Genomic DNA, 18,771 nt, shown 5'->3' with positions numbered 1-18,771 from the left:
TAGAATCCGCGCCTTCGAATCTGGAGGTACACGCGTGCGCAAACTGGCTGTGGTAATGGCAGTGCTCGCCCTGGCGGGCTGTGAGAACGAGGTCGAAGGCGTGCACAAACAGGTGGCCGAACACCTGCACAACCCCAAGACCGCCAAGTTCGGCAACGTGCGGATCGACACCCAGGGCACCATCTGCGGCCAGGTCCGCGGCAAGGATGATGCCGGGCAGTATGAAGCCTACCGCAGCTACGTGGCGATCAAGCGCGATGGCCAATACGAAATCATCGTCGACGACAGCGGCAACAACCTGCGCATCCGCGAGATGTGTGGCGGCGCCGAGCTGCAGCGTCGCGCCGAGGCCCTGGCTGGCCAGCCGGCCCCGCAAGGCTGGGATGTGGAAGTGATCCAGGGCGCCAACATGGGCGCGCTCAGCGACATGACCGCGCGCCTGATCGAAAAGGGCATCCCATCCTCGGTGGAGTACCGCGACGGCAAGCCGGTGGTGCTGATGGGGCCGTTCCCCAGCCGTGAGGAAGCCGAAGCACGCAAGGCCGAGGTGATGGCCAAGCTGGGTACCGATTCGGTGGTGATCCAGCACGGCGCAGCGCGCTAAACCCGGTTTCTGCAGGCGCGGCCTTTTGTGGGAGCGGCCTTGTGTCGCGAAAGGGCTGCGCAGCGGCCCCAGAATCTTGAACCCTGCACAGATTGCCGGGGCCGCTATGCGGCCCTTTCGCGACACAAGGCCGCTCCCACACGGCTTCCACAAGGCCGCTTGTGCAAGGTCGGCGCGGCACAGTCAAACGCGCGCTAGACATTGTCCGCACAGTTTTGGCTATGCTTGGCAGGAAGAAGCCGAACGGGGAGGGCCTCATGTCTACACTGGAGCGGGCCATTGCCGTGGCCGCCAGGGCGCATGAAGGGCAATACGACAAGGGTGGGGCTGCTTATATCCTCCACCCGCTACGCGTGATGATGCGGGTTTCCACAACCGAACAACGGATTGTCGCGGTGCTTCACGATGTGATCGAAGACACCCCGCTGACCCTGTCCGACCTGGCGCGCGAGGGTTTCGCGCTGAAAATCCTTGCCGCCTTGCTGGCGCTCAGCCGCCGTGAGGGCGAGGCCTACCAGGACTTCGTGGTGCGCCTGGGCGGTGACCCGCTGGCGCGCACCGTCAAGCTGGCCGACCTGGCCGACAACAGCGACCTTTCGCGCATCCCCTGCCCAGGCCCCACCGACCTGGAGCGGCTGGCGCGTTACCGCGAAGCCAGCGCCTACCTGCAGGCGTTGGCCTGAGGTTGAATACGCGGTCAGTCTTCCTTCGGCACAGTCCAGAAAATCTGCACACCGCCATCGTCGCGGTGGGCGAGGGTGACGTTATCGTTTTCGGCGATTTCCTCGAGCAGGGTTTCCCAGTCTTCCGGGGCTTCCTGTTCCAGGCGAAAGATCAGCGCCGCGCGGCTGCGCTGGGCAGTGGGGCTGTTGATGATCTTCTGGATGCGCATACCCAGTTGTTCATAGCTGCTCGGGGTGGCGGAGGCGGTGCTGGACACAAGTGTTTCCTTGTTTTTGCTGTATGCGCATACAGTATTTCACTGTAAGTAATTTCGCAACAGCTTGTCAGGCGAAAACTGTGCTCAAGCCTTGGCCGATCCGTGCGCAGCGTTATCCAGGGTATTCCACAGGCTTCTCATTGTAGGGTTCTGATTCAACAGCGAGCAGTACGAGCGGATCTCCAGGCGCGTGCTCCATTCGGCGCCTCCAGCCTGTACGAGCAACCCTCTTTCCAGCTCGTCATTCACCGCACTGTGGGGCAGCCAGGCTACCCCATAGCCCTCGACAGCCATGCGAACCAGCAGCATCGCCATATCGGCCTCATAGCAGCGTTCCAGAGGGGCGACTTCAGGTGCGTTGCGAATGACGACGTCTGCCACCTTCCCCAGGAATGTCGTGGCCGTGTACGCCAGGTGCGGAATAGGCTTCTTGCCTGCGCAAAGCCGGAACATCGGCTTGCCCTGCGCGTCGGGCGCACACACGGGGATGAATGCATCATGGCCGAGCGCCAGGCTACCGAAGCGCTCAGGGTCCAGGGAGATGGGGGTGAGCGGATGATGGTAGACAATCATCAGGTCGCAGCTGCCTTCTTCAAGGGCGATGACGGCGTCATTGATGTTGGCCGCCACTACCCGGGCATTGAAGCGCTCGTTCTGCTGCTGGAACTGGCTGAGCCATTTCGGCAGGAACGTCATGGACAGGCTGTGGGCTGCCGTGATCTGGATCGAGCGCCCAGGCATCCGTTTCACATCCCTCAGGTCGGCGCGCAATGCCATCAATGCGGCGAGCGCCTGGCGGGCTTCAGCGCAGAAGGTCTGGCCGGCGGGCGTGAGCTGTACCGGGTAGGTGGCACGATCAACCAGTTCGACACCCACCCACTCTTCGAGCGAGCGGATTCTCCTGGAGAGCGCGGACTGTGTAACGCATCGCACCTCGGCGGCGCGAGAAAAATTCTTCCACTCGGCGATCGCCAAGAGGTCGTCCAGCCACTTGATTTGCATCGCTGATCTCCTTCGCCAGGCGCTCAGTGTAAGCGTGTTCGCACAAGCCTCGACAGCGATGCCTATAAACTATTCCGAAAACGCATAGGGTCAGCCCTATTACTCATCAACTTGTTTTTTCGCGGCGATAAACTTGTCTCCAGCACTCTCCTGGCGAGTTGCTGTTCCTGTCTTTATTCCAATCCTGCCAAGTAGAAGAAATAGAAAATAACTTGAGGAAAACATCGTGAAAAACAATAAGCTTCCGCGCCGAATTGCGATAGGTATCGCCTTGGGCGTAGTCGTCGGCTGGGCATGTCATCATTTCGCAGGCAGCGAACAGGACGCCAGGCAGATAGCAGCCTACTTCTCCATGGTGACGGACATCTTTCTGCGTCTGATCAAAATGATCATTGCGCCGCTGGTGTTCGCCACACTTGTCGGCGGGATCGCAAGCATGGGCAATTCACGTTCGGTCGGCCGCATCGGCTTTCGTGCCATGGCCTGGTTCGTCTGCGCTTCGGCCATTTCACTGGCGATCGGCATGGCGCTGGTCAACCTGTTCGAACCAGGCGCTGGCATCAACTTGCAGGTCGCGCAGCACGCTGATGCCGTTACAGCCCCGGTGAATACGGGGGACTTCAGCCTCAAGGTATTTATCAGTCATGTATTCCCTCGCAGTATTGCCGAGGCCATGGCTAATAATGAAATACTTCAAATTGTGGTCTTCTCTTTGTTCTTCGGCTTCGCTCTGGCTGGCGTCAACCGAGCTGGCCATACAAAGATTGTGGACTGCATCGATGAACTTGCGAAAGTGATGTTTCGCATCACTGACTATGTCATGGCATTTGCACCGATCGGGGTTTTTGCAGCGATCGCTTCGGCAATCACTACTCAAGGCCTGGGGCTGCTGGTCGACTATGGCAAGCTCATTGTCGAGTTCTACCTGGGCATCCTGCTGCTGTGGGCAGTGCTGTTCGGTGCGGGTTACTTGTGCCTGGGCAAGTCTGTTTTCACGCTCGGCAAACTGATTCGCGAGCCTGTGCTGCTGGCGTTCTCCACGGCCAGCAGCGAGGCGGCCTACCCGAAAACGATGGAAGCGCTCGAGAAGTTCGGTGCGCCGAAACGCGTGTCCAGCTTCGTCCTGCCGTTGGGCTACTCGTTCAACCTCGACGGTTCGATGATGTACCAGGCGTTCGCCATCATGTTCATCGCCCAGGCATACAACATCGACCTCAGTTTCACCCAGCAGGTGTTGATCCTTTTGACACTGATGATTACCAGCAAGGGCATGGCGGGCGTGGCGCGGGCGTCGGTGGTGGTGGTCGCTGCGACCTTGCCGATGTTCAACCTGCCTGAGGCTGGCCTGCTGTTGATCATCGGTATCGATCAGTTCCTCGACATGGCGCGTACCGCTACCAACGTCGTGGGCAACAGCATTGCCACGGCGGTGATCGCCAGATCAGAGCCACAGACCGAGCCGGAAGCGGCAAGCGGGGCGTCCACCCTCGACCGCCCGGTATCGGCCGCCTGAGGAGTTTGCTCATGAAGTCGAAGAAGGCAGCAGGTCCACAAGCTTTTGCCCACACGATCGGGATTGTCGGCGGGCTTGGTTCGCTCGCGGGGGGCGACCTTTTCTACAAGCTTGTGAAGTCGCGGGCGGTGCTGGAGGACCAGGGGCGTTTTCATTTCCTGCTCGAGCAACATCCCTTCAAGGATGTGCTGCTGCCTCTGGACGCAAGCGCAAGCATGACCTCGCGAAAGTTCTACGTTTTCGAGGTGTGCAGGTCATTCGAAGCGAGCGGTGTGGATGCGATCATGCTGCCTTGCTTTGCCAGCCAGACGTTCCGCGCACAGATCCAGGAAGAGCTGGGGATTCCGGTACTGGACATGATGGAAGCCTTGGTGCGACACATCCGTCAGGTTGCGGAACCGGGCAGTACACTCGGTGTGCTTGCTTCGGATTATGTGCGCCATTCCGGGCTCTTCGAACAAGCGTTGGGCCGCCAGTACGATGTGGTGTACCCCGACGCGCAAGCGCAGGTCGCGCTGATGGAGGCCATGTATGGCGTCAACGGCATCAAGGATGGGCACCTGGATGGCGTGCCTCTGGAGTCCGTGTACCAGGCATGCCTGTCAGTGCAGGCACAGGGTGCCACCTTGGTCGTGCCGGGTATGACCGAGCTTTCGCTGGTGTGCGCCGACCTGCAGCGCCGTGGCATTGCCGCACTGGATATCAATGAGCTCTACGCCACGTTTGCGACCCAAGGCTCAAGTGCGCCCCGTGAACTGCCTTTCAAGCTGGGTATCGTGGGTGGTGTCGGCCCTGCAGCGACGGTGGATTTCATGGGCAAGGTGGTTGCCGGTACGCCTGCGGGCCGGGATCAGGACCATATCAAGATGGTGGTCGAGCAGAACCCGCAAATTCCGGACCGCACGGCCAGCCTGCTGAATGATGAAACCGACCCGACGATGGCCATGTACGCGACCTGCAAGCGCCTGGAAAGCGCCGGTGCCAACGCAATTGCAATCCCGTGCAATACCGCTCACGCGTTTGTTGAACGCATCCAGGAGCACCTGCGCGTGCCAATCGTCAACATGCTCACCGAGACGATCGACTGGATAAGGCAAACATACGGCCGCGACAAGACGGTCGGCCTGCTGGCGACGTCAGGCACCGTCGCCAGCCAGGTCTATCACCAGGCAGCGAGCCGCGCCGGGCTTGAGATTGTTGTGCCGGCGCCGGATTACCAGAAGCTGGTCATGGAGGCCATTTACGGTGAGCGGGGCATCAAGGCTGGTTTCACTGAAGGACTGTGTCGGGACCAGTTGTTGATTGCGGCCGAGCATCTCTCGGAAGTGGGGGCGACGGTGCTGATTCTGGGCTGTACGGAACTGCCGCTGGTGCTCAGCCACTGTGATGCTTATGAACTGAGTGGCAGGACGGTTGCCCTGGTGGACCCCACGATGATTTTGGCACGCAGATGTGTCGCGTTGGCTGGGGGGGCAGGTAGTTAACAGCATTCTCATACGTTGCACGTTCCCTGTGGGAGCGGGTTTCACCCGCGAATGGGCCGGTGCCGGGTGTCTGGCGGGTACCTGGGCTTTGTTGAAATCAAGCTGCAGCCGTGATTGAGCTCGAGGGCCTCTTCGCGGGTGAACCCGCTCCCACAGGTTCAGCGCCAACTCGAAGCCCGCGCCGTCCCTGTGGGAGCGGGCGCGCCCGCGAAGCAGGCGACGCGGTGGATGGCACCGGCTTTGCCGGTGTTCGCGGGCATGCCCGCTCCCACAGGTACCGCGTGATCTCAAGTGCGACGCCGTCCCTGTGGGAGCGGGCTTGCCCGCGAAGAATGCGACGCGGTGCATGGCACCGGCTGCGCCGGTGTTCGCGGGTAAACCCCACAGGGTTGTTGTTCAGGCCACCGCCTGCGCCCCGGTGATCTCCACCAGCGACCCGCACATGAACGCTGCTTCGTCCGACGCCAGGAAGGCCACCAGCGCGGCCACTTCTTCCGGTTTGCCAATACGCCCGAACGGCACCATGCGGTCGAGGTCGGCAATGGTGCGGCCCGAGCGCAGTACGCCTGCTTCCAGCATTGGCGTGTGGATCTCACCCGGGCATACGGCATTCACGCGGATTTTCTGCGGCGCGTAGTCGCGTGCCAGGTTCTGCGTGAACGAGGCCACCGCGGCCTTGGTCACGTTGTAGGCGATGTGCCCGGGCGCCGGGTACAGGCCCCACTGCGAGGCAGTGTTGACGATGGCGCCACCACCGGCTTCGATCATGCCCGGCAGCACGGCCCGGCACAGGTGGAACATGGCGTCCAGGTTGACGGCAAAGCTGCTGTGCCAATCGTCTTCGCTCAGGGCCAGCAGGTTACCGCGGCGGTTGATGCCAGCGTTGTTGACCAGCACGTCGATGCGCCCGAATTCGCTTGCAACCGCCTGCACCAGGCCACGGCAGGCCTCACCCGAGGCAATGTCCGCGGCCATCGCGCGGGCCTTGCCACCCGCTGCTTCGATGGCCTGGGCCACGGCCTGCGCCGCCTCGAGGTTGACGTCACTGACCACCACCGTGGCGCCTTCGCTTGCCAGCCTGCTGGCAATGGCGGCACCAATGCCTCCAGCACCACCGGTAACGATTGCCACTTTGTTCTCGAACCTGTTCATCGGCGACTCCTGTTTTGTTGTGTGCAGGGTTGCATGCAATCTAGTGAGTGGGCGTGCGAGTGTCAACAGGACTGATGGGATCAGCCCCGGCAACGTGGTGTGGATGCTTTGCGGGTCAGGCGATGGACATGCGCGCCGTCAGGTTCTGCTGCATGTAGTCGAGGAAGCGGCGCTGGAACAGCATGGTGTGTTCGTGCGCGGCGGCCTCGGCGGCGTCGGCGTCGCGGGCGGCAATGGCCTCGATGATTTCATCGTGGTCGCGGCCCAGGCGGTGGGCGCTGGCAGAGCTGACCACATGGTCGAAGTGCAGGTGCAGCAAGCGCTGGCCTTCGCCCAGCAGGCGCTCGTAGTAGTTGATGAAATAGGGGTTGCGGCCGGCGTGGGCAATGGCCATGTGGAAGGCCTTGTTCAGCTCGGACATGGCCTGGAAGTCACCACTGGTCACGGCCTTGAGGTAGGCAGCGTCGGCCTCGCGGATGGCGGCCAGGTCTTCTTCGCGGTGCTGGGTGGCGGCCAGGCGGGTGACGGCGCGCTGGATCAGGTCCAGGGCGGAGATGTAGTTGGGGAATTCCTCGATCTCGAACGGCGTTACCAGGGTGGTGCGGTTCGGCAGGATCACCACCAGGCCCTCGGTGATCAGGCGGGCCAGGGCATCGCGTACCGGCGAGCGGGACAGGCCGAACTGCGCGGCCAGCGAAACTTCGTCCAGCTGCACGCCCGGCTTGAGCTTGAGGGTGAGGATCTGTTTGCGCAGTTCTTCGTATATGTAGCGGCCGCTATGGCGTCGTGGTGCGCCTTCGGTATCGGTATCTTTGGCCATCATCAGGTCTCGGTTGGGCTCGCTCGTATCATACAGGCCGGCCCTTGTAGTTTTCACCCCGGCATGATCCGGGCCCCTGGAGCGGCCTTGTGTCGCGATGGGGCGCGCAGCGGCCCCGGCAATCTTCGCGGCGGCATCGAAACTTCGCGGCGGCATCGAAACCAGGGGCCGCTGCGCGCCCCATCGCGACACAAGGCCGCTCCTACAGGGTGTATGGGTCAGGAAATGCCGGCCCCCCATGTGTCGCTCAGCATGAAGCCCGCCGCCAGCGGGTCGTCCGGGTCCACGCCGAGCTGTTGCAGGCCATACAGCCAGGCCCGCCCGGTCACCCGTGGCAGTACCGCCGGGCGCCCGCCGACCTCGCCGTGGCCCAGCAACTCGACCTGGAACTGCCCGCCAATGGTCGAGCGCGATACCAGTTGATCACCGGCTTGCACCAACCCGCGTGCCGCCAGGGTGGCCAGGTTGGCCGAACTGCCGGTGCCGCACGGCGAGCGGTCGACCCGCCCCGGTGGCAGGGTGGTGCAGGTCTGGTAGGTGCGATCGTCCAGGCGGTTGCGGAACATCACGTAGGCCACTTCATTCACCGACGGCAGCAACGGGTGCTGGATGTCCAGCTGGCGGTTGATCACCTCCTTCAACGCCACGCCGGCATCGGCCAGGGCGCGGGCATGTTCCGGGGCGATCGACAGGCCGGTCTGCGCCACGTCGATCAGGGCGTAGTACACGCCGCCAAACGCCACATCGATCTTGAGGGTGCCGAACTGCTCGGTCTCGATGGCCAGGTCCAGGTGCTCGACGAAGGCGGGCACCATGTCCAGCGACACACTCAGGCAACGGCCGTCCGCGCACCGGGCGCGGGCGGTTACCAGGCCGGCGGGGGTGTCCAGCACCACCGTGGTCTCGGGCTCCTGCATCGGCACCATGCCCAGCTCCAGCAGGGCAGTGACCACGCAGATGCAGTTGCTGCCGGACATCGGGTGGGCCTTGTCCGCCTGCAGCACGATAAAGCCCGCGTGGGCTTCCGGGCGGGTTGGCGGCAGCAGCAGGTTGACCGACATCTGCAGGCAACCGCGCGGCTCCAGCGTTACCAGGCGGCGCAGGCTGTCATCCACCTCGTTGATGTAGTTCATCTTGTCCAGCATGCTGGCGCCGGGGATGCCCAGTACGCCGCCAGTGATGACCTTGCCGATTTCGCCTTCGCAGTGCACTTCGGCCAGCTGGAGGGTCTGTTTCCAACGCATGGGTGTTACCTCACTTGATGTACCAGCCCCAAGGCTGCTCGCTGTCGTAGCGGGTGATCTGCTTGGTTTCCAGGTAGTTGTTCAGGCCCCATTCACCCAGCTCGCGGCCAATGCCGCTCTGCTTGTAGCCGCCCCACGGTGCTTCGGTGAAGGTGGGCTGCGAGCAGTTGATCCAGACGATGCCTGCACGGAACCTGCGCGCCACGCGCTCGCAACGCTGCAGGTCTTTCGACATGACCGCGGCGCCCAGGCCGAAGCGCGAATTGTTGGCCGATCTTACCGCTTCTTCTTCGCTGTCGAACGGGCGGATGCATACCACGGGGCCGAAGATTTCCTCGTTCCACACCCAGCTGTCTTCTGGCACGTCGGCGAACACCGTGGGTTGCAGGTAGAAACCCTTGTCCAGGTGCGCCGGGCGTTCACCGCCGCATACCAGGCGTGCGCCTTCTTCCAGGCCGCGGGCAATGGCCTGCAGGGTGCCTTCGTACTGGCTGCGGTTGACCAGCGGGCCCAGCAGCACGCCTTGCTCCATGCCGTTGCCGATCTTGATCTTGCGGGTTTCCTCGGCCAGGCGAGCCAGCAGCGGCTCGTAGGCCGCACGCTCCACCAGCACGCGGGAGGTGGCCGAGCAGACTTCGCCCTTGTTCCAGAAGATGCCGAACATGATCCATTCGACAGCCTGTTCGATATCGCTGTCGGCGAAGATCACGAACGGCGATTTGCCGCCCAGCTCCAGGGTGACGTTCTTGATGTCCTGGGCGGCCGCCTGCATGATGCGGCTGCCCACCGGCACGCTGCCGGTGAAGGCCAGCTTGTCGACGCCAGGGTGCGCGGTAATTGCTGCCCCCACCGTGGAACCCGGGCCGGTGACGATGTTCAGTACCCCGGCTGGCAGGCCGGCTTCATCGGCGATACGCGCCAGCTCCAGGGCGGTCAGCGAGGTTTGCTCGGCGGGCTTGAGGATGATGCTGCAACCAGCGGCCAGGGCCGGGGCGATCTTCCACGAAGCCATCAGCATCGGGAAGTTCCACGGCACGATGGCACCGGCCACCCCGATTGGCTCCTTGCGCGCCAGCGAACTGAAGCGGTCGTCGGCCAGTGCCACCGGCTTTTCGCGCTGGGCATCCAGCTCTTCGGCCAGGTTGGCATAGAAGTCGAAGCAGCCGGCGGTGTCGCCGATGTCCCACATCGCTTCCGGGAATGGCTTGCCGTTGTCGCGTACTTCCAGCTCGGCCAGCGCTTCCTGGCGGGCACGGATGCCATCGGCGATCCTGCGCAGGCAGGCGCCGCGCTCGGCCCCGCTCAGGCGTGGCCACGGCCCCTCGTCGAAGGCTGCGCGGGCTGCCTTGACGGCAACATCGACGTCCGCAGCACAACCCGAGGCAACGGTGGCGATCAGGCTTTCGTCGCTTGGGTCATACGAATTGAAGGTGCTGCCATTGATCGGGCTGACCCACTGGCCATTGATGTAGAACTGGTCGTAGCGGTTCATGCGTTTCCTCCAAGGACGGCGAAGCGTCGGGCACTGAATGCAGAAAGATTCTGGGTTGGGCTGCGCCGGGCGGCGAGGTCGCTGACCAGGCGGCCGGTGGTGGCGCCAAGGGTGAGGCCGAGCTGGCCATGGCCGAAGGCCAGGATGGCGTTTTTCAGCCGTGGCGAGCGGTCGATCACCGGTTTGGTGTCGGGCAGGAACGGGCGGTAGCCGACGCCGAATTCCATGCCTTGGGTGTTCAGTTGCGGCAGTACGCGGCGGGCCTTTTCCATGATGATTTCGGCGCGCTTGAAATTGGGTTCGGCATTGGCGCCGGCAAACTCGATGGTGCCGCCGATCTGCAGGCCGCGGGTCATGGGGGCGAAGCAGAAGCCGCCGTCGGCGTAGATGACCGAGTGGCGGATTTCCACGCCCGGCTGTGGCAGTACCGCCTGGTAACCGGCGATGCCCGCCAGCGGGATGTTCACCCCGAGCGAGTCGAAGAAGGCGCGGGCGCCAGTGCCGGCGGCGACCACCAGCAACTCGGCGGGCACGCGTGCGCCGTCTGCCAGGGTGACGCCGGTGGCCTTGTCGTGGTGTTCGTCGATTTTCACCACGCGTTGGCGCACACGCACGCCACCTTGGGCAATGAAGCTTTCGGTGAGGGCGGCAATGAAGCCTTCGGTGTCGTTCACGGCGCGCCAGTCAGGGAACATCAGGCCATGCTGGAACTTGCCGGCCAGGGCCGGTTCCAGGTCGGCGATCGCGGCGCCGTCCAGCTCTTCGGAGCGGAAGCCCAGTTGCTTGCGCAGTTCCAGGTGCGGGCGTTCGTGTTCCAGGCCGGCGGGGGAATCGAACACCTCCAGGATGGGGCGGTCGCCGAGCAGGGTCTTGTCGGGGCAGGCCGCCAGCAGCGGTGCATAGTCTTCGTATACATGCTGGGTCAGGCGCGCCATGTCCTGGGCGATCTCGTTGATCTTCGACGGGCGGGCACAGGCCAGGAAGCGCATGAACCACGGCAGGATGCCGGGCAGGGCGCTGGGGCGCAGGGCCAGCGGGCCTTTCTGGTCAAGCAGCCAGCCGGGGATCTTCATCAGGATGCCGGGCTTGGACAGCGGGATGACTTCGCTGACCGCCATCTGCCCGCAGCTCCATTTGGCGGTGCTGTCGCCGGGGGCGGCGGGGTCGATGAGGGTGACCCGGTGGCCGTCGCGCTGCAGGTACAGCGCGCAGCACACGCCGACAATGCCGCCGCCGATGACTACAGCCTGTTGCGGTGAGGGGTGCGGGTTGTTCATGAGTGTGGCTCTTGTTCATCGATAAGGGGGGGGCGAGGGCTGCGCCCTCGTTCGCGGGCGCGCCCGCTCCCACAGGATCGCGCCGCTCCCTGTGGGAGCGGGCGTGCCCGCGAATGGGCCGCAAAGCGGCCCCTTGCATTTACTGCTGGGAGGCCTCGAACACCTTGCGGAATTCGGCCTTCTCCACATCGGTCAGCGGCAGCAGCGGGGCGCGGGCATTGCCGACCTTGAAGCCGGCCAGTTCGGCGCCGTACTTGACCTTCTGCACGAACTTGCCGCTTTCCAGGTTGGCCATGGCCGGGAACAGGCTGCGCATCACCTGCTGGGCACCACGGATATCGCCGCTGGTGAAGGCCTTGTGGAAGGCCACGACCTTCTCCGGGAAGATGTTGGCCGGGCCGCAGATCCAGCTGTCGGCGCCCCACAGGTAGAAGTCCAGGGCCTGGTCGTCGGAGCCGCAGGACAGCTGGATGCCTTTGTATTTTTCACCGATCTCGATGGCGCGCAACAGGTTGCCGCTGCTTTCCTTGATACCGATCACGCGCGGGTGCTCGTGCAGCGCGGCAATCACGTCCAGGCCCACTTCGACGTTGGTGCGGATCGGGTAGTTGTAGAGCACCACGTTGATCTCGGGGAAGGTCGAGAGGATGGTGTTGTAGTGGGCCAGCAGCTCTTCCTGGGACGGCAGCGCGTAGTAGGGCGGGGCGATCAGCAGGTTGTTGTAGCCGGCGTCGACGGTCTGCTTCACCTGCTCCAGCACTTCACGGGTACAGGAGCCGTTGGCGCCGGCGATCAGGGTGCCGCGCTCGCCGACCACTTCCTTGACGGTGGCCAGGATCTGCCGGCGTTCTTCGTTGCTCAGGGCGTAGTACTCACCGGTCGAGCCCAGTGGCACGAAGCCGCTTACGCCTGCGGCCAGCTGGTGTTCGAGGATCGCGGCCAGGGTGTCGTGGTCGACTTTGCCGGCGGCGTCGAACGGGGTGACCAGGGCGGGCAGGATGCCATTGAGTTTCATGTCGTAAGTCTCCTTGGGGAAGGTATCAGTAGGCGTAGCGACGAAGCAGGCGGCCCTCGACCACACCGACCAGGCGGGTGAGCGGGAAGGCCACCAGGAAATAGATGACGGCCACCGCCGAGAGGAACTCGACCGGGCGTGCCGTGCTGTTGGAAATGTTCTGGCCGACGAACATCAGGTCGGCGACCCCCACCGAGGAGATCAGCGCGCTTTCCTTGAACAGGCTGACCACGTTCGACAGCAGCGGCGGCACCGAGCGCAGCAGCGCTTGCGGGAACACCACGTACAGCACTTTCACCCGCGAGCTCAGGCCAAGGGCGACGCACGCATCGTGCTGTTCGCCGGCGATCGACTTGAGCGCGCCGCGGAAGGTTTCGCTGGTGATCGCGCCCATGTACAGGGTCAGGGCGATCAGCACCGACACGTACGGCGGGATGTCCAGGCCGAACACCACCGGGAAGCAGAAGAACACCCAGAACAGCTGGATCAGCAGCGGCGTGCCGCGGAAGAATTCCACGTACAGGGTCAGTGGCAGGCGCAGCAGCTTCAGCTTCACCTGGCGCAGCAGGCTGACCACGAAGCCCAGCAGGCTGCCCAGCAGCGCGCACACCGCGGTGAACGCCAGGGTCAGGGCCAGGCCCTTGAGCAGCACCGGCCAGTAGTGCAGAACAACCGAAAAATCGAGTGGCATGACGTTCTCCTCAGCGCTGTGCGGCCAGTTCCTGGCGCCGCTCGAACCACTGCACCAGCTGCGCGATCGGCAACGACAGGGCGAAGTAGATCAGCGCGATCAGGGTGTAGGTTTCCAGCGGGCGGTAGGCTTCGGTGGCCAGGCTCTTGCCCACGTACATCAGGTCGGCGACGGCAACGATGGCCACCAGCGCGCTTTGCTGCAGGGTGCCGATGCCGTTGGTGATCAACACCGGCAAGGCGCTGCGCAGCGCTTGCGGCAGCACCACGTACAGCGTGCGTTGCCAGCCTTTGAGGCCAAGAGCGATCGAGGCATCCAAGTGTTCGCGCGGCACCGCCTGCACACCGGCGCGGTAGGCCTCGGCGTTGAATGCCGTCAGGTTCAGCCCCAGGGCCAGGAAGCCCATGACGATCGGGTCGATGAACACGTCGAACAGCATCGGCACGCAGTAGAAGAACCAGACGATCTGCAGCAGCGCCGGGGTGCAGCGGAAGAACTCGATGAACAGCTGCGCCGGCCAGCGAATGAAGAACCAGCGGCTCAGGGTCATCAGACACAGCACGAAGCCGCAGGTCAGGCCGATCAGGTTCGAGACCAGGGCCAGCTCCAGCGTCACCTTCAGGCCGTCGAGCAGGGCCGGCAGGCTGCCGTTGAGAAAGTGGAAATCGAATTGGTAGTTCATCGCGGCGCCCTCAATCGAACTGCACGACCTTCTCGAGGAACTCACGCGTGCGTGTTTCCCGAGGCTGGGTGAAGATCTGCTCGGGGTGGCCTTGCTCCACCACCTTGCCGTTGGCGCAGAACACCACGCGGGTGGCGATATGCCGGGCGAAGTGCATGTCGTGGGTGACGATGATCATCGCCATCTTCTGCTCGGCCAGTTGCATCATCACGTTCTGCACTTCGATGACCATTTCCGGGTCGAGCGCCGAGGTGACTTCGTCGAACAGCATCAGGCGTGGTTCCAGCATCAGCGCCCGGGCGATCGCCACGCGCTGCTTCTGGCCGCCGGACAGCTGGCTGGGGTAGGCGTGCAGCTTGCTCTCCAGGCCCAGGCGGGCGAGGTAGGCGCGGGCCTTTTCGGTGGCTTCGGCTTTGCCCATGCCGTGCACCTTGACCGGTGCCAGGATCAGGTTGCCCAGCACCGACAGGTGCGGGAACAGGGTGTAGTGCTGGAACACCATGCCAATCTGCTTGTGCAGGGTTTCGTCCAGTGGCTTGCCCTGTTTGCGGCTGCCGTCGATGTAGGGCTTGCCCTGGAACTGGATGCTGCCGCCCTGGATGCCTTCCAGGCCCATCAGCACCCGCAGCAGCGAACTCTTGCCGCTGCCGGACGGGCCGATGATCACCAGGCGATCGTCGGCGCGCATGTCCAGGTTCATCTGGTCCATCACCACCAGCTGCTCGCTGTAGGCCTTGCGCACGCCGCGCAGCTGGATGAAGTCGCCGCCCAGGGCGGAATCCGGGGTGAGCGAAGCCTGTGGCTGGGCAGCCACCAAATGAGGAGTGGTCATTACAGTCGTCTCCGCGAGGGCGCCCTTGGCCGGGCCCCTCGGCATGTCAGCGGGAGTTACTGGGCTTTCTGGCCCGCGATGATCTGGGCCGAGGCCTTGTCCACCAGCTGGTCGATCTCGCCGCTGGCGCGGCGCTGGCTGAGGTAGGCATCAAGCTGGGCAAGGTCGGCGGCCGGGGTGCTGCGCGCCAGGGCGAACGACACGCCTTGCCTGGCCAGGGCCGGTACCGGCAGTACCTCCTTCGCCCAGCTGTTGGCCATGGCGAACAGGTGGTTGGTGTCGTTGGCGTCGGCCAGCACATCGGCGCGGCGCGACATCAGGGCCATGCGGGTTTCATCGGAGCCGGGCAGGCGCATCAGGGTGGCGTTCCTGATGGCGGCCGATACCGCCTTGTCGGCGGCGGTGCCGGAGATCACGGCGATGGTCACGCCGGGTTTGTCGTAGTCGGCCAGGTTGTTGCCGGCGCTGGCGAACTTGGGGTTCTTGCCATTGACCAGCAGCGAGATCTGGTAGTCGGTGGCCGCCACCGAGAAGGCCACCGCCTGGGCACGTTCTGGTGTCTGGTTGAGGGCCATGGCCATGTCCCACTTGCCGCTTTGCAGGCCGGCCACCTGGTTGTCCCAGCTGGTGTCGACGAACTGCGCCTTCACCTTGAGCACCTGCTCGGCAAAGTCGCGGCACAGGTCGACGAAGTAGCCGCTGTACTGCCCGGAGGCCGGGTCGCGCATCACATAGGGCGCCGCTACCGCCGCGCCGCAGCGCAGCACGCCGGCCTTCTGCACGGCTTGCCAGGTCTGGGTGTCGGCGTGGGCCGCGGGGTGCATCACAAGTGCCAGTGCTGCGGTGAGACAAGCGATGCCGCCACCGACTGTGCGGGAAAGGGACCGTGCCATTTTGAATCTCTCCGGTGATTTGTTCTTGTAGGCAGAAGAGCAAGCAAAAAATAGATCGCAGTGTGTTTTGTTGGATTCTGCAATGTGTGCAGCGTTGTATTCAGGCTATTCCCGAGTCGACGGAGCTGTCAACACGCGGCAAGGAATTTTTTGCAGGAGCAGAACTGCCCAAAACTGCGGGAACTTGCGCTATCCCTGTGGGAGCGGGCGTGCCCGCGAACACGGGCGAAGCCCGTGCCATCCACCGCGTCGCCAGCTTCGCGGGCACGCCCGCTCCCACAGGGGGGGGCGGGCAAGCTTTGGGTTTTGTGCAAGGGCTGTGAGGGGATGTACAGCTGGCGCTCAGGTCAGCTTCAGCTCATCGAGGAACCGTTCGAGAATCAGGTTCTGCCGCCGCCCTTTGCGGGTGGCGATGGCCAGCTTGGCGTCGAAGAACAGGCGGCCCGGGCCCAGCGGCGCCATCAGGCCTTTTTCCACCCAGGTGGCCGCGTAGTGGTCCGGCAGGAAGCCGATGTAGCTACCGGTAAGAATCAGGAAGGCGATGCCCTCGCGGTCGGTGGCGGAGGCAGCAAAGTTGAGCCGCTGGTGCAGGCCGATCGCCTTGGCGGTCATGCGGTAGGTCGGCACCACGGCGTCGGCCTGGGCCAGTTGCGCGTCAGTGACCGTGGCAGCGCTGGCGAACAGCGGGTGCTCATGGCTGCAGTACAGCTTGGAGCGTTCCTCGTACAGCAGGCTGTAGTCCAGCCCGGAAAGCGGCGCGATCAAGGGTACGGCGCCCACGTGCAGGCGGCCGTCCAGCAGGCCGCGCTCGATGTCGCCCGGGGTGCTCATGCTCAGGTTGATGCGCACGCCGCTGCCCTCGGCGCGCACTGCCTTGAGGGCGTGGGTGATGCGCATCCTGGGCTGGGTCACCAGGTTGTTGACGATTGCCACATTTAGGTCGCCGCGCAGATGCTGGTGCATCTGGTTCACCTCGCTGCGAAAGCCCTCGATGGCGGCCAGCACGGTTTCGCCGGCACGCAGCACCTCGCGGCCTTCGTCGGTGAGGGCGAAGCCCGCGCGCCCGCGCTGGCACAGGCGCATGCCCAGGCGCTTTTCCAGGTCGCCCATGTGCAGGCTGATGGCCGAGCGAGTAATCCCCAACACGCTCTCGGCGGCAGAAAAGCTGCCGCATTCGGCGACGGTCTTGAAGACCCGCAACAGCCGCAGATCGAAATCACTGACCTGATGCAAAGGCGTTTTCTTGGTCATGGGTGAGTTTTCCGATAACCGAACGTAAGTAAATGTAGATTTAACTTGTGTGATGCGAGGTACAGTCTAGGATGCAAGCATGCATACAAAATAGCATGCAGCTGTGCTGCCGTACCTTCCTGCCAACAACAACGACTATCAGTGAGGTCCACCATGCATCTTCCAGTTCCGTCTTCCCTCAAGGCACTCGTCATCGCCGCCGGCCTGTGTGGGGCCTTGCTCGCCCAGCCCGCCGCCCAGGCTGCAGAAACTTCGATATGGCAGGACGTGCAGAAAGCCGGTGTGTTGCGCTGCGGGGCGGCGGTGGCCGCGCCCTATGTGATGCGCGATGCCAAGACCGGCGACTACAGCGGTTACTTCGTCGACCTGTGCCGCGATTTCGGCGAGAAGGTGCTGAAGGTCAAGGTGGCCTTCGTCGACACCAACTGGGACAACCTGGTGGCCGGCCTGCAGAGCAGCAAGTGGGACCTGGCCATGGCCCTGAACCAGACGCCGGAGCGCGCGCTTGCCGTCGGTTTCAGCGTGCCGGCGACCGATTACCAGGTGTCGCTGCTGGTGAACAAGGACAACCCCAAGCTGGCTGAGGTGAAGGACGACATTGCCGCCCTCGACAAGCCGGAGGTGACCTTCACCGTGATGTCCGGTACCGCACAGGACAAGGCCATTTCCTCGGTGATTCGCAGCGGCAAGATCATGCGCCTGCCGGGCATGGATGAAGCGCGCCTGGCGGTGATGTCCAAGCGCGCCGATGTGCTGGTCGATGCCAGCGACACCAACCACCTGTTCGCCCTGGCCAACCCTGGCTGGACCCGCGAGATACTGCCCAAGCCGGCGCTAGCCAAGCAGGGCGTGTCGTTCGGCGTGCGCCGTGACATTTCCCCGGCAGACCTGCAGGTGTTGAACATCTACCTGTCGCAACGCCGCGAAACCGGCGATATCCAGCGGCTGGTCGACAAGGCTTCGCTCGAAGCCAACGCAGAGGTAAGCAGCAATGAGTGATCTCGCACGCCCCCTGGCCGGGCAGGCCGTGCTGGTGACCGGAGCTTCCGGCGGCATTGGTGCCGCGATTGTCGAGCGGTTGGTTGCCGAAGGTGCCAAGGCCCTGATCCATTACAGCCGCGATGCCCAGGGCGCCCGGCAACTGCTGGAACGCATTGGCGGCAACGGCTGGATCGTGCAGGGCGACCTCAGTGAAGAAAGCGGGCCGGAAAAGCTCTGGCAAGCCGCGCTGGAACTGGCGGGCGGGCGTATTCACGGGTTGGTCAACAATGCCGGTATCCGCAGCGAAATCCCGCTTGAAGCGCCTTCGGCGCAGTGGCGTGCGGCCTGGCGCCATGAGTTCCAGGTGAACTTCTTCGCCGCAGCCGACCTGTGCCGTGAAGCCGTGGCGCATTTCCGGGCCCATGGCGGCGGGCGCATCATCAACATGGCCAGCCGCGCCGCCCAGCGTGGCTATGCCGCCGATGCCCTGCCATACGGCAGCAGCAAGGCGGCACTGGTCAACCTGACCAAGTCGCTGGCGCGCAGTGTGGCCGGGGAGGGCGTGGTGGCGGTGGCCATTGCCCCGGGCTGGGTACGTACCGACATGGCCGAGCAATACATCGCCCAGCATGGCGAAGCCGCGGCGGTGGCGGATATTCCGGTCGGGCGCATGGCCAGCCCGGTCGAGATTGCCGAACTGGTGGCGTTTACCTTGCGGCCGTCGCAGGTGTCGCTGAACGGGGCGACGCTGGATGTGAATGGCGGGAGTTATATCCGTTGACCGTCTGAACAGCGGGAGACCCTGTGGGAGCGGGCATGCCCGCGAACACCGGCGAAGCCGGTGCCATACACCGCGTCGCATGCTTCGCGGGCATGCCCGCTCCCACAGGTACCGCGC

Annotated in this window: 19 protein-coding genes; 6 read left to right on the top strand and 13 right to left on the bottom strand. The window is 63.8% G+C overall.

Translation table 11 applies throughout. The features are described 5' to 3' along the window. Positions 1–34: 34 nt before the first annotated feature. On the top strand, positions 35–604 hold the full coding sequence (locus tag CAG44_RS10595; RefSeq protein ID WP_025338525.1) for an SPOR domain-containing protein: 570 nt from the start codon (positions 35–37) through the stop codon (positions 602–604). 257 nt (positions 605–861) lie between these two features. Next, the gene (locus tag CAG44_RS10590) at positions 862–1,287 is read left to right on the top strand and encodes an HD domain-containing protein (RefSeq protein WP_085592275.1); all 426 of its coding nucleotides are present in this window, start codon (positions 862–864) and stop codon (positions 1,285–1,287) included. Positions 1,288–1,301: 14 nt separating this feature from the next. Here CAG44_RS10590 and CAG44_RS10585 read toward each other — a convergent pair whose 3' ends face one another. Next, the gene (locus CAG44_RS10585; RefSeq protein WP_075044724.1) at positions 1,302–1,544 is read right to left on the bottom strand and encodes a DUF1654 domain-containing protein; all 243 of its coding nucleotides are present in this window, start codon (positions 1,542–1,544) and stop codon (positions 1,302–1,304) included. A gap of 84 nt (positions 1,545–1,628) precedes the next feature. Then, positions 1,629–2,546 (bottom strand): LysR substrate-binding domain-containing protein, encoded by a 918-nt coding sequence (locus CAG44_RS10580; RefSeq protein ID WP_085692099.1) that lies wholly within the window; start codon positions 2,544–2,546, stop codon positions 1,629–1,631. Positions 2,547–2,772: 226 nt separating this feature from the next. Here CAG44_RS10580 and CAG44_RS10575 point away from each other — a divergent pair, with 226 nt between their 5' ends. Together CAG44_RS10575 and CAG44_RS10570 are read left to right on the top strand one after the other, a co-directional pair. Continuing rightward, complete coding sequence (locus tag CAG44_RS10575; protein ID WP_025338528.1) at positions 2,773–4,059, top strand: dicarboxylate/amino acid:cation symporter; 1,287 nt, start codon at positions 2,773–2,775, stop codon at positions 4,057–4,059. A gap of 11 nt (positions 4,060–4,070) precedes the next feature. Further along, complete coding sequence (locus CAG44_RS10570; RefSeq protein WP_085692098.1) at positions 4,071–5,543, top strand: aspartate/glutamate racemase family protein; 1,473 nt, start codon at positions 4,071–4,073, stop codon at positions 5,541–5,543. A 396-nt stretch (positions 5,544–5,939) separates the two neighbouring features. On the opposite strand, the gene CAG44_RS10565 is transcribed toward CAG44_RS10570, so the two are convergent. The 11 genes from CAG44_RS10565 to CAG44_RS10515 all read right to left on the bottom strand — a co-directional run bounded on the left by CAG44_RS10565 (position 5,940) and on the right by CAG44_RS10515 (position 16,892). Next, complete coding sequence (locus CAG44_RS10565; RefSeq protein WP_085692097.1) at positions 5,940–6,695, bottom strand: SDR family NAD(P)-dependent oxidoreductase; 756 nt, start codon at positions 6,693–6,695, stop codon at positions 5,940–5,942. A gap of 115 nt (positions 6,696–6,810) precedes the next feature. Then, the gene (locus CAG44_RS10560; RefSeq protein WP_085692096.1) at positions 6,811–7,518 is read right to left on the bottom strand and encodes a GntR family transcriptional regulator; all 708 of its coding nucleotides are present in this window, start codon (positions 7,516–7,518) and stop codon (positions 6,811–6,813) included. A gap of 215 nt (positions 7,519–7,733) precedes the next feature. After that, positions 7,734–8,759 (bottom strand): proline racemase family protein, encoded by a 1,026-nt coding sequence (locus tag CAG44_RS10555; RefSeq protein WP_085692095.1) that lies wholly within the window; start codon positions 8,757–8,759, stop codon positions 7,734–7,736. Positions 8,760–8,769: 10 nt separating this feature from the next. Continuing rightward, positions 8,770–10,251 carry an aldehyde dehydrogenase family protein gene (locus CAG44_RS10550; protein WP_085692094.1) on the bottom strand — a complete coding sequence of 494 codons (1,482 nt, stop codon included), beginning with the start codon at positions 10,249–10,251 and terminating at the stop codon, positions 8,770–8,772. After that, a complete protein-coding gene (locus tag CAG44_RS10545; RefSeq protein WP_085692093.1) occupies positions 10,248–11,528 on the bottom strand; it encodes an FAD-binding oxidoreductase in 1,281 nt (426 codons plus the stop codon). Before CAG44_RS10545 ends, CAG44_RS10550 begins: the two co-directional genes overlap by 4 nt. A gap of 139 nt (positions 11,529–11,667) precedes the next feature. Further along, positions 11,668–12,543 (bottom strand): dihydrodipicolinate synthase family protein, encoded by an 876-nt coding sequence (locus CAG44_RS10540; RefSeq protein ID WP_085692092.1) that lies wholly within the window; start codon positions 12,541–12,543, stop codon positions 11,668–11,670. A 25-nt stretch (positions 12,544–12,568) separates the two neighbouring features. Further along, a complete protein-coding gene (locus tag CAG44_RS10535) occupies positions 12,569–13,234 on the bottom strand; it encodes an amino acid ABC transporter permease (RefSeq protein WP_085692091.1) in 666 nt (221 codons plus the stop codon). 10 nt (positions 13,235–13,244) lie between these two features. Beyond that, complete coding sequence (locus CAG44_RS10530; RefSeq protein ID WP_085692090.1) at positions 13,245–13,916, bottom strand: amino acid ABC transporter permease; 672 nt, start codon at positions 13,914–13,916, stop codon at positions 13,245–13,247. Between the two features lie 10 nt (positions 13,917–13,926). Further along, complete coding sequence (locus CAG44_RS10525; RefSeq protein ID WP_085692089.1) at positions 13,927–14,748, bottom strand: amino acid ABC transporter ATP-binding protein; 822 nt, start codon at positions 14,746–14,748, stop codon at positions 13,927–13,929. Between the two features lie 56 nt (positions 14,749–14,804). Continuing rightward, positions 14,805–15,641, bottom strand: a complete 837-nt coding sequence (locus CAG44_RS10520; protein ID WP_085692088.1) for an ABC transporter substrate-binding protein — start codon at positions 15,639–15,641, stop codon at positions 14,805–14,807. Between the two features lie 342 nt (positions 15,642–15,983). Beyond that, the gene (locus CAG44_RS10515; protein ID WP_085692087.1) at positions 15,984–16,892 is read right to left on the bottom strand and encodes a LysR family transcriptional regulator; all 909 of its coding nucleotides are present in this window, start codon (positions 16,890–16,892) and stop codon (positions 15,984–15,986) included. Between the two features lie 153 nt (positions 16,893–17,045). Here CAG44_RS10515 and CAG44_RS10510 point away from each other — a divergent pair, with 153 nt between their 5' ends. Both CAG44_RS10510 and CAG44_RS10505 read left to right on the top strand, forming a co-directional pair. Further along, the gene (locus CAG44_RS10510) at positions 17,046–17,891 is read left to right on the top strand and encodes a transporter substrate-binding domain-containing protein (RefSeq protein ID WP_085692086.1); all 846 of its coding nucleotides are present in this window, start codon (positions 17,046–17,048) and stop codon (positions 17,889–17,891) included. Further along, positions 17,884–18,654, top strand: a complete 771-nt coding sequence (locus tag CAG44_RS10505; RefSeq protein ID WP_085692085.1) for an SDR family NAD(P)-dependent oxidoreductase — start codon at positions 17,884–17,886, stop codon at positions 18,652–18,654. The genes CAG44_RS10510 and CAG44_RS10505 overlap by 8 nt, the downstream gene beginning before the upstream one ends. Positions 18,655–18,771 lie beyond the last annotated feature (117 nt).

Origin of the sequence: Pseudomonas sp. B13(2017) (genome assembly GCF_002113245.1) — a bacterium.
Taxonomy (GTDB): Bacteria; Pseudomonadota; Gammaproteobacteria; order Pseudomonadales; family Pseudomonadaceae; genus Aquipseudomonas; species Aquipseudomonas putida_Z.
This window is presented reverse-complemented; position numbering and strand designations above follow the sequence as displayed.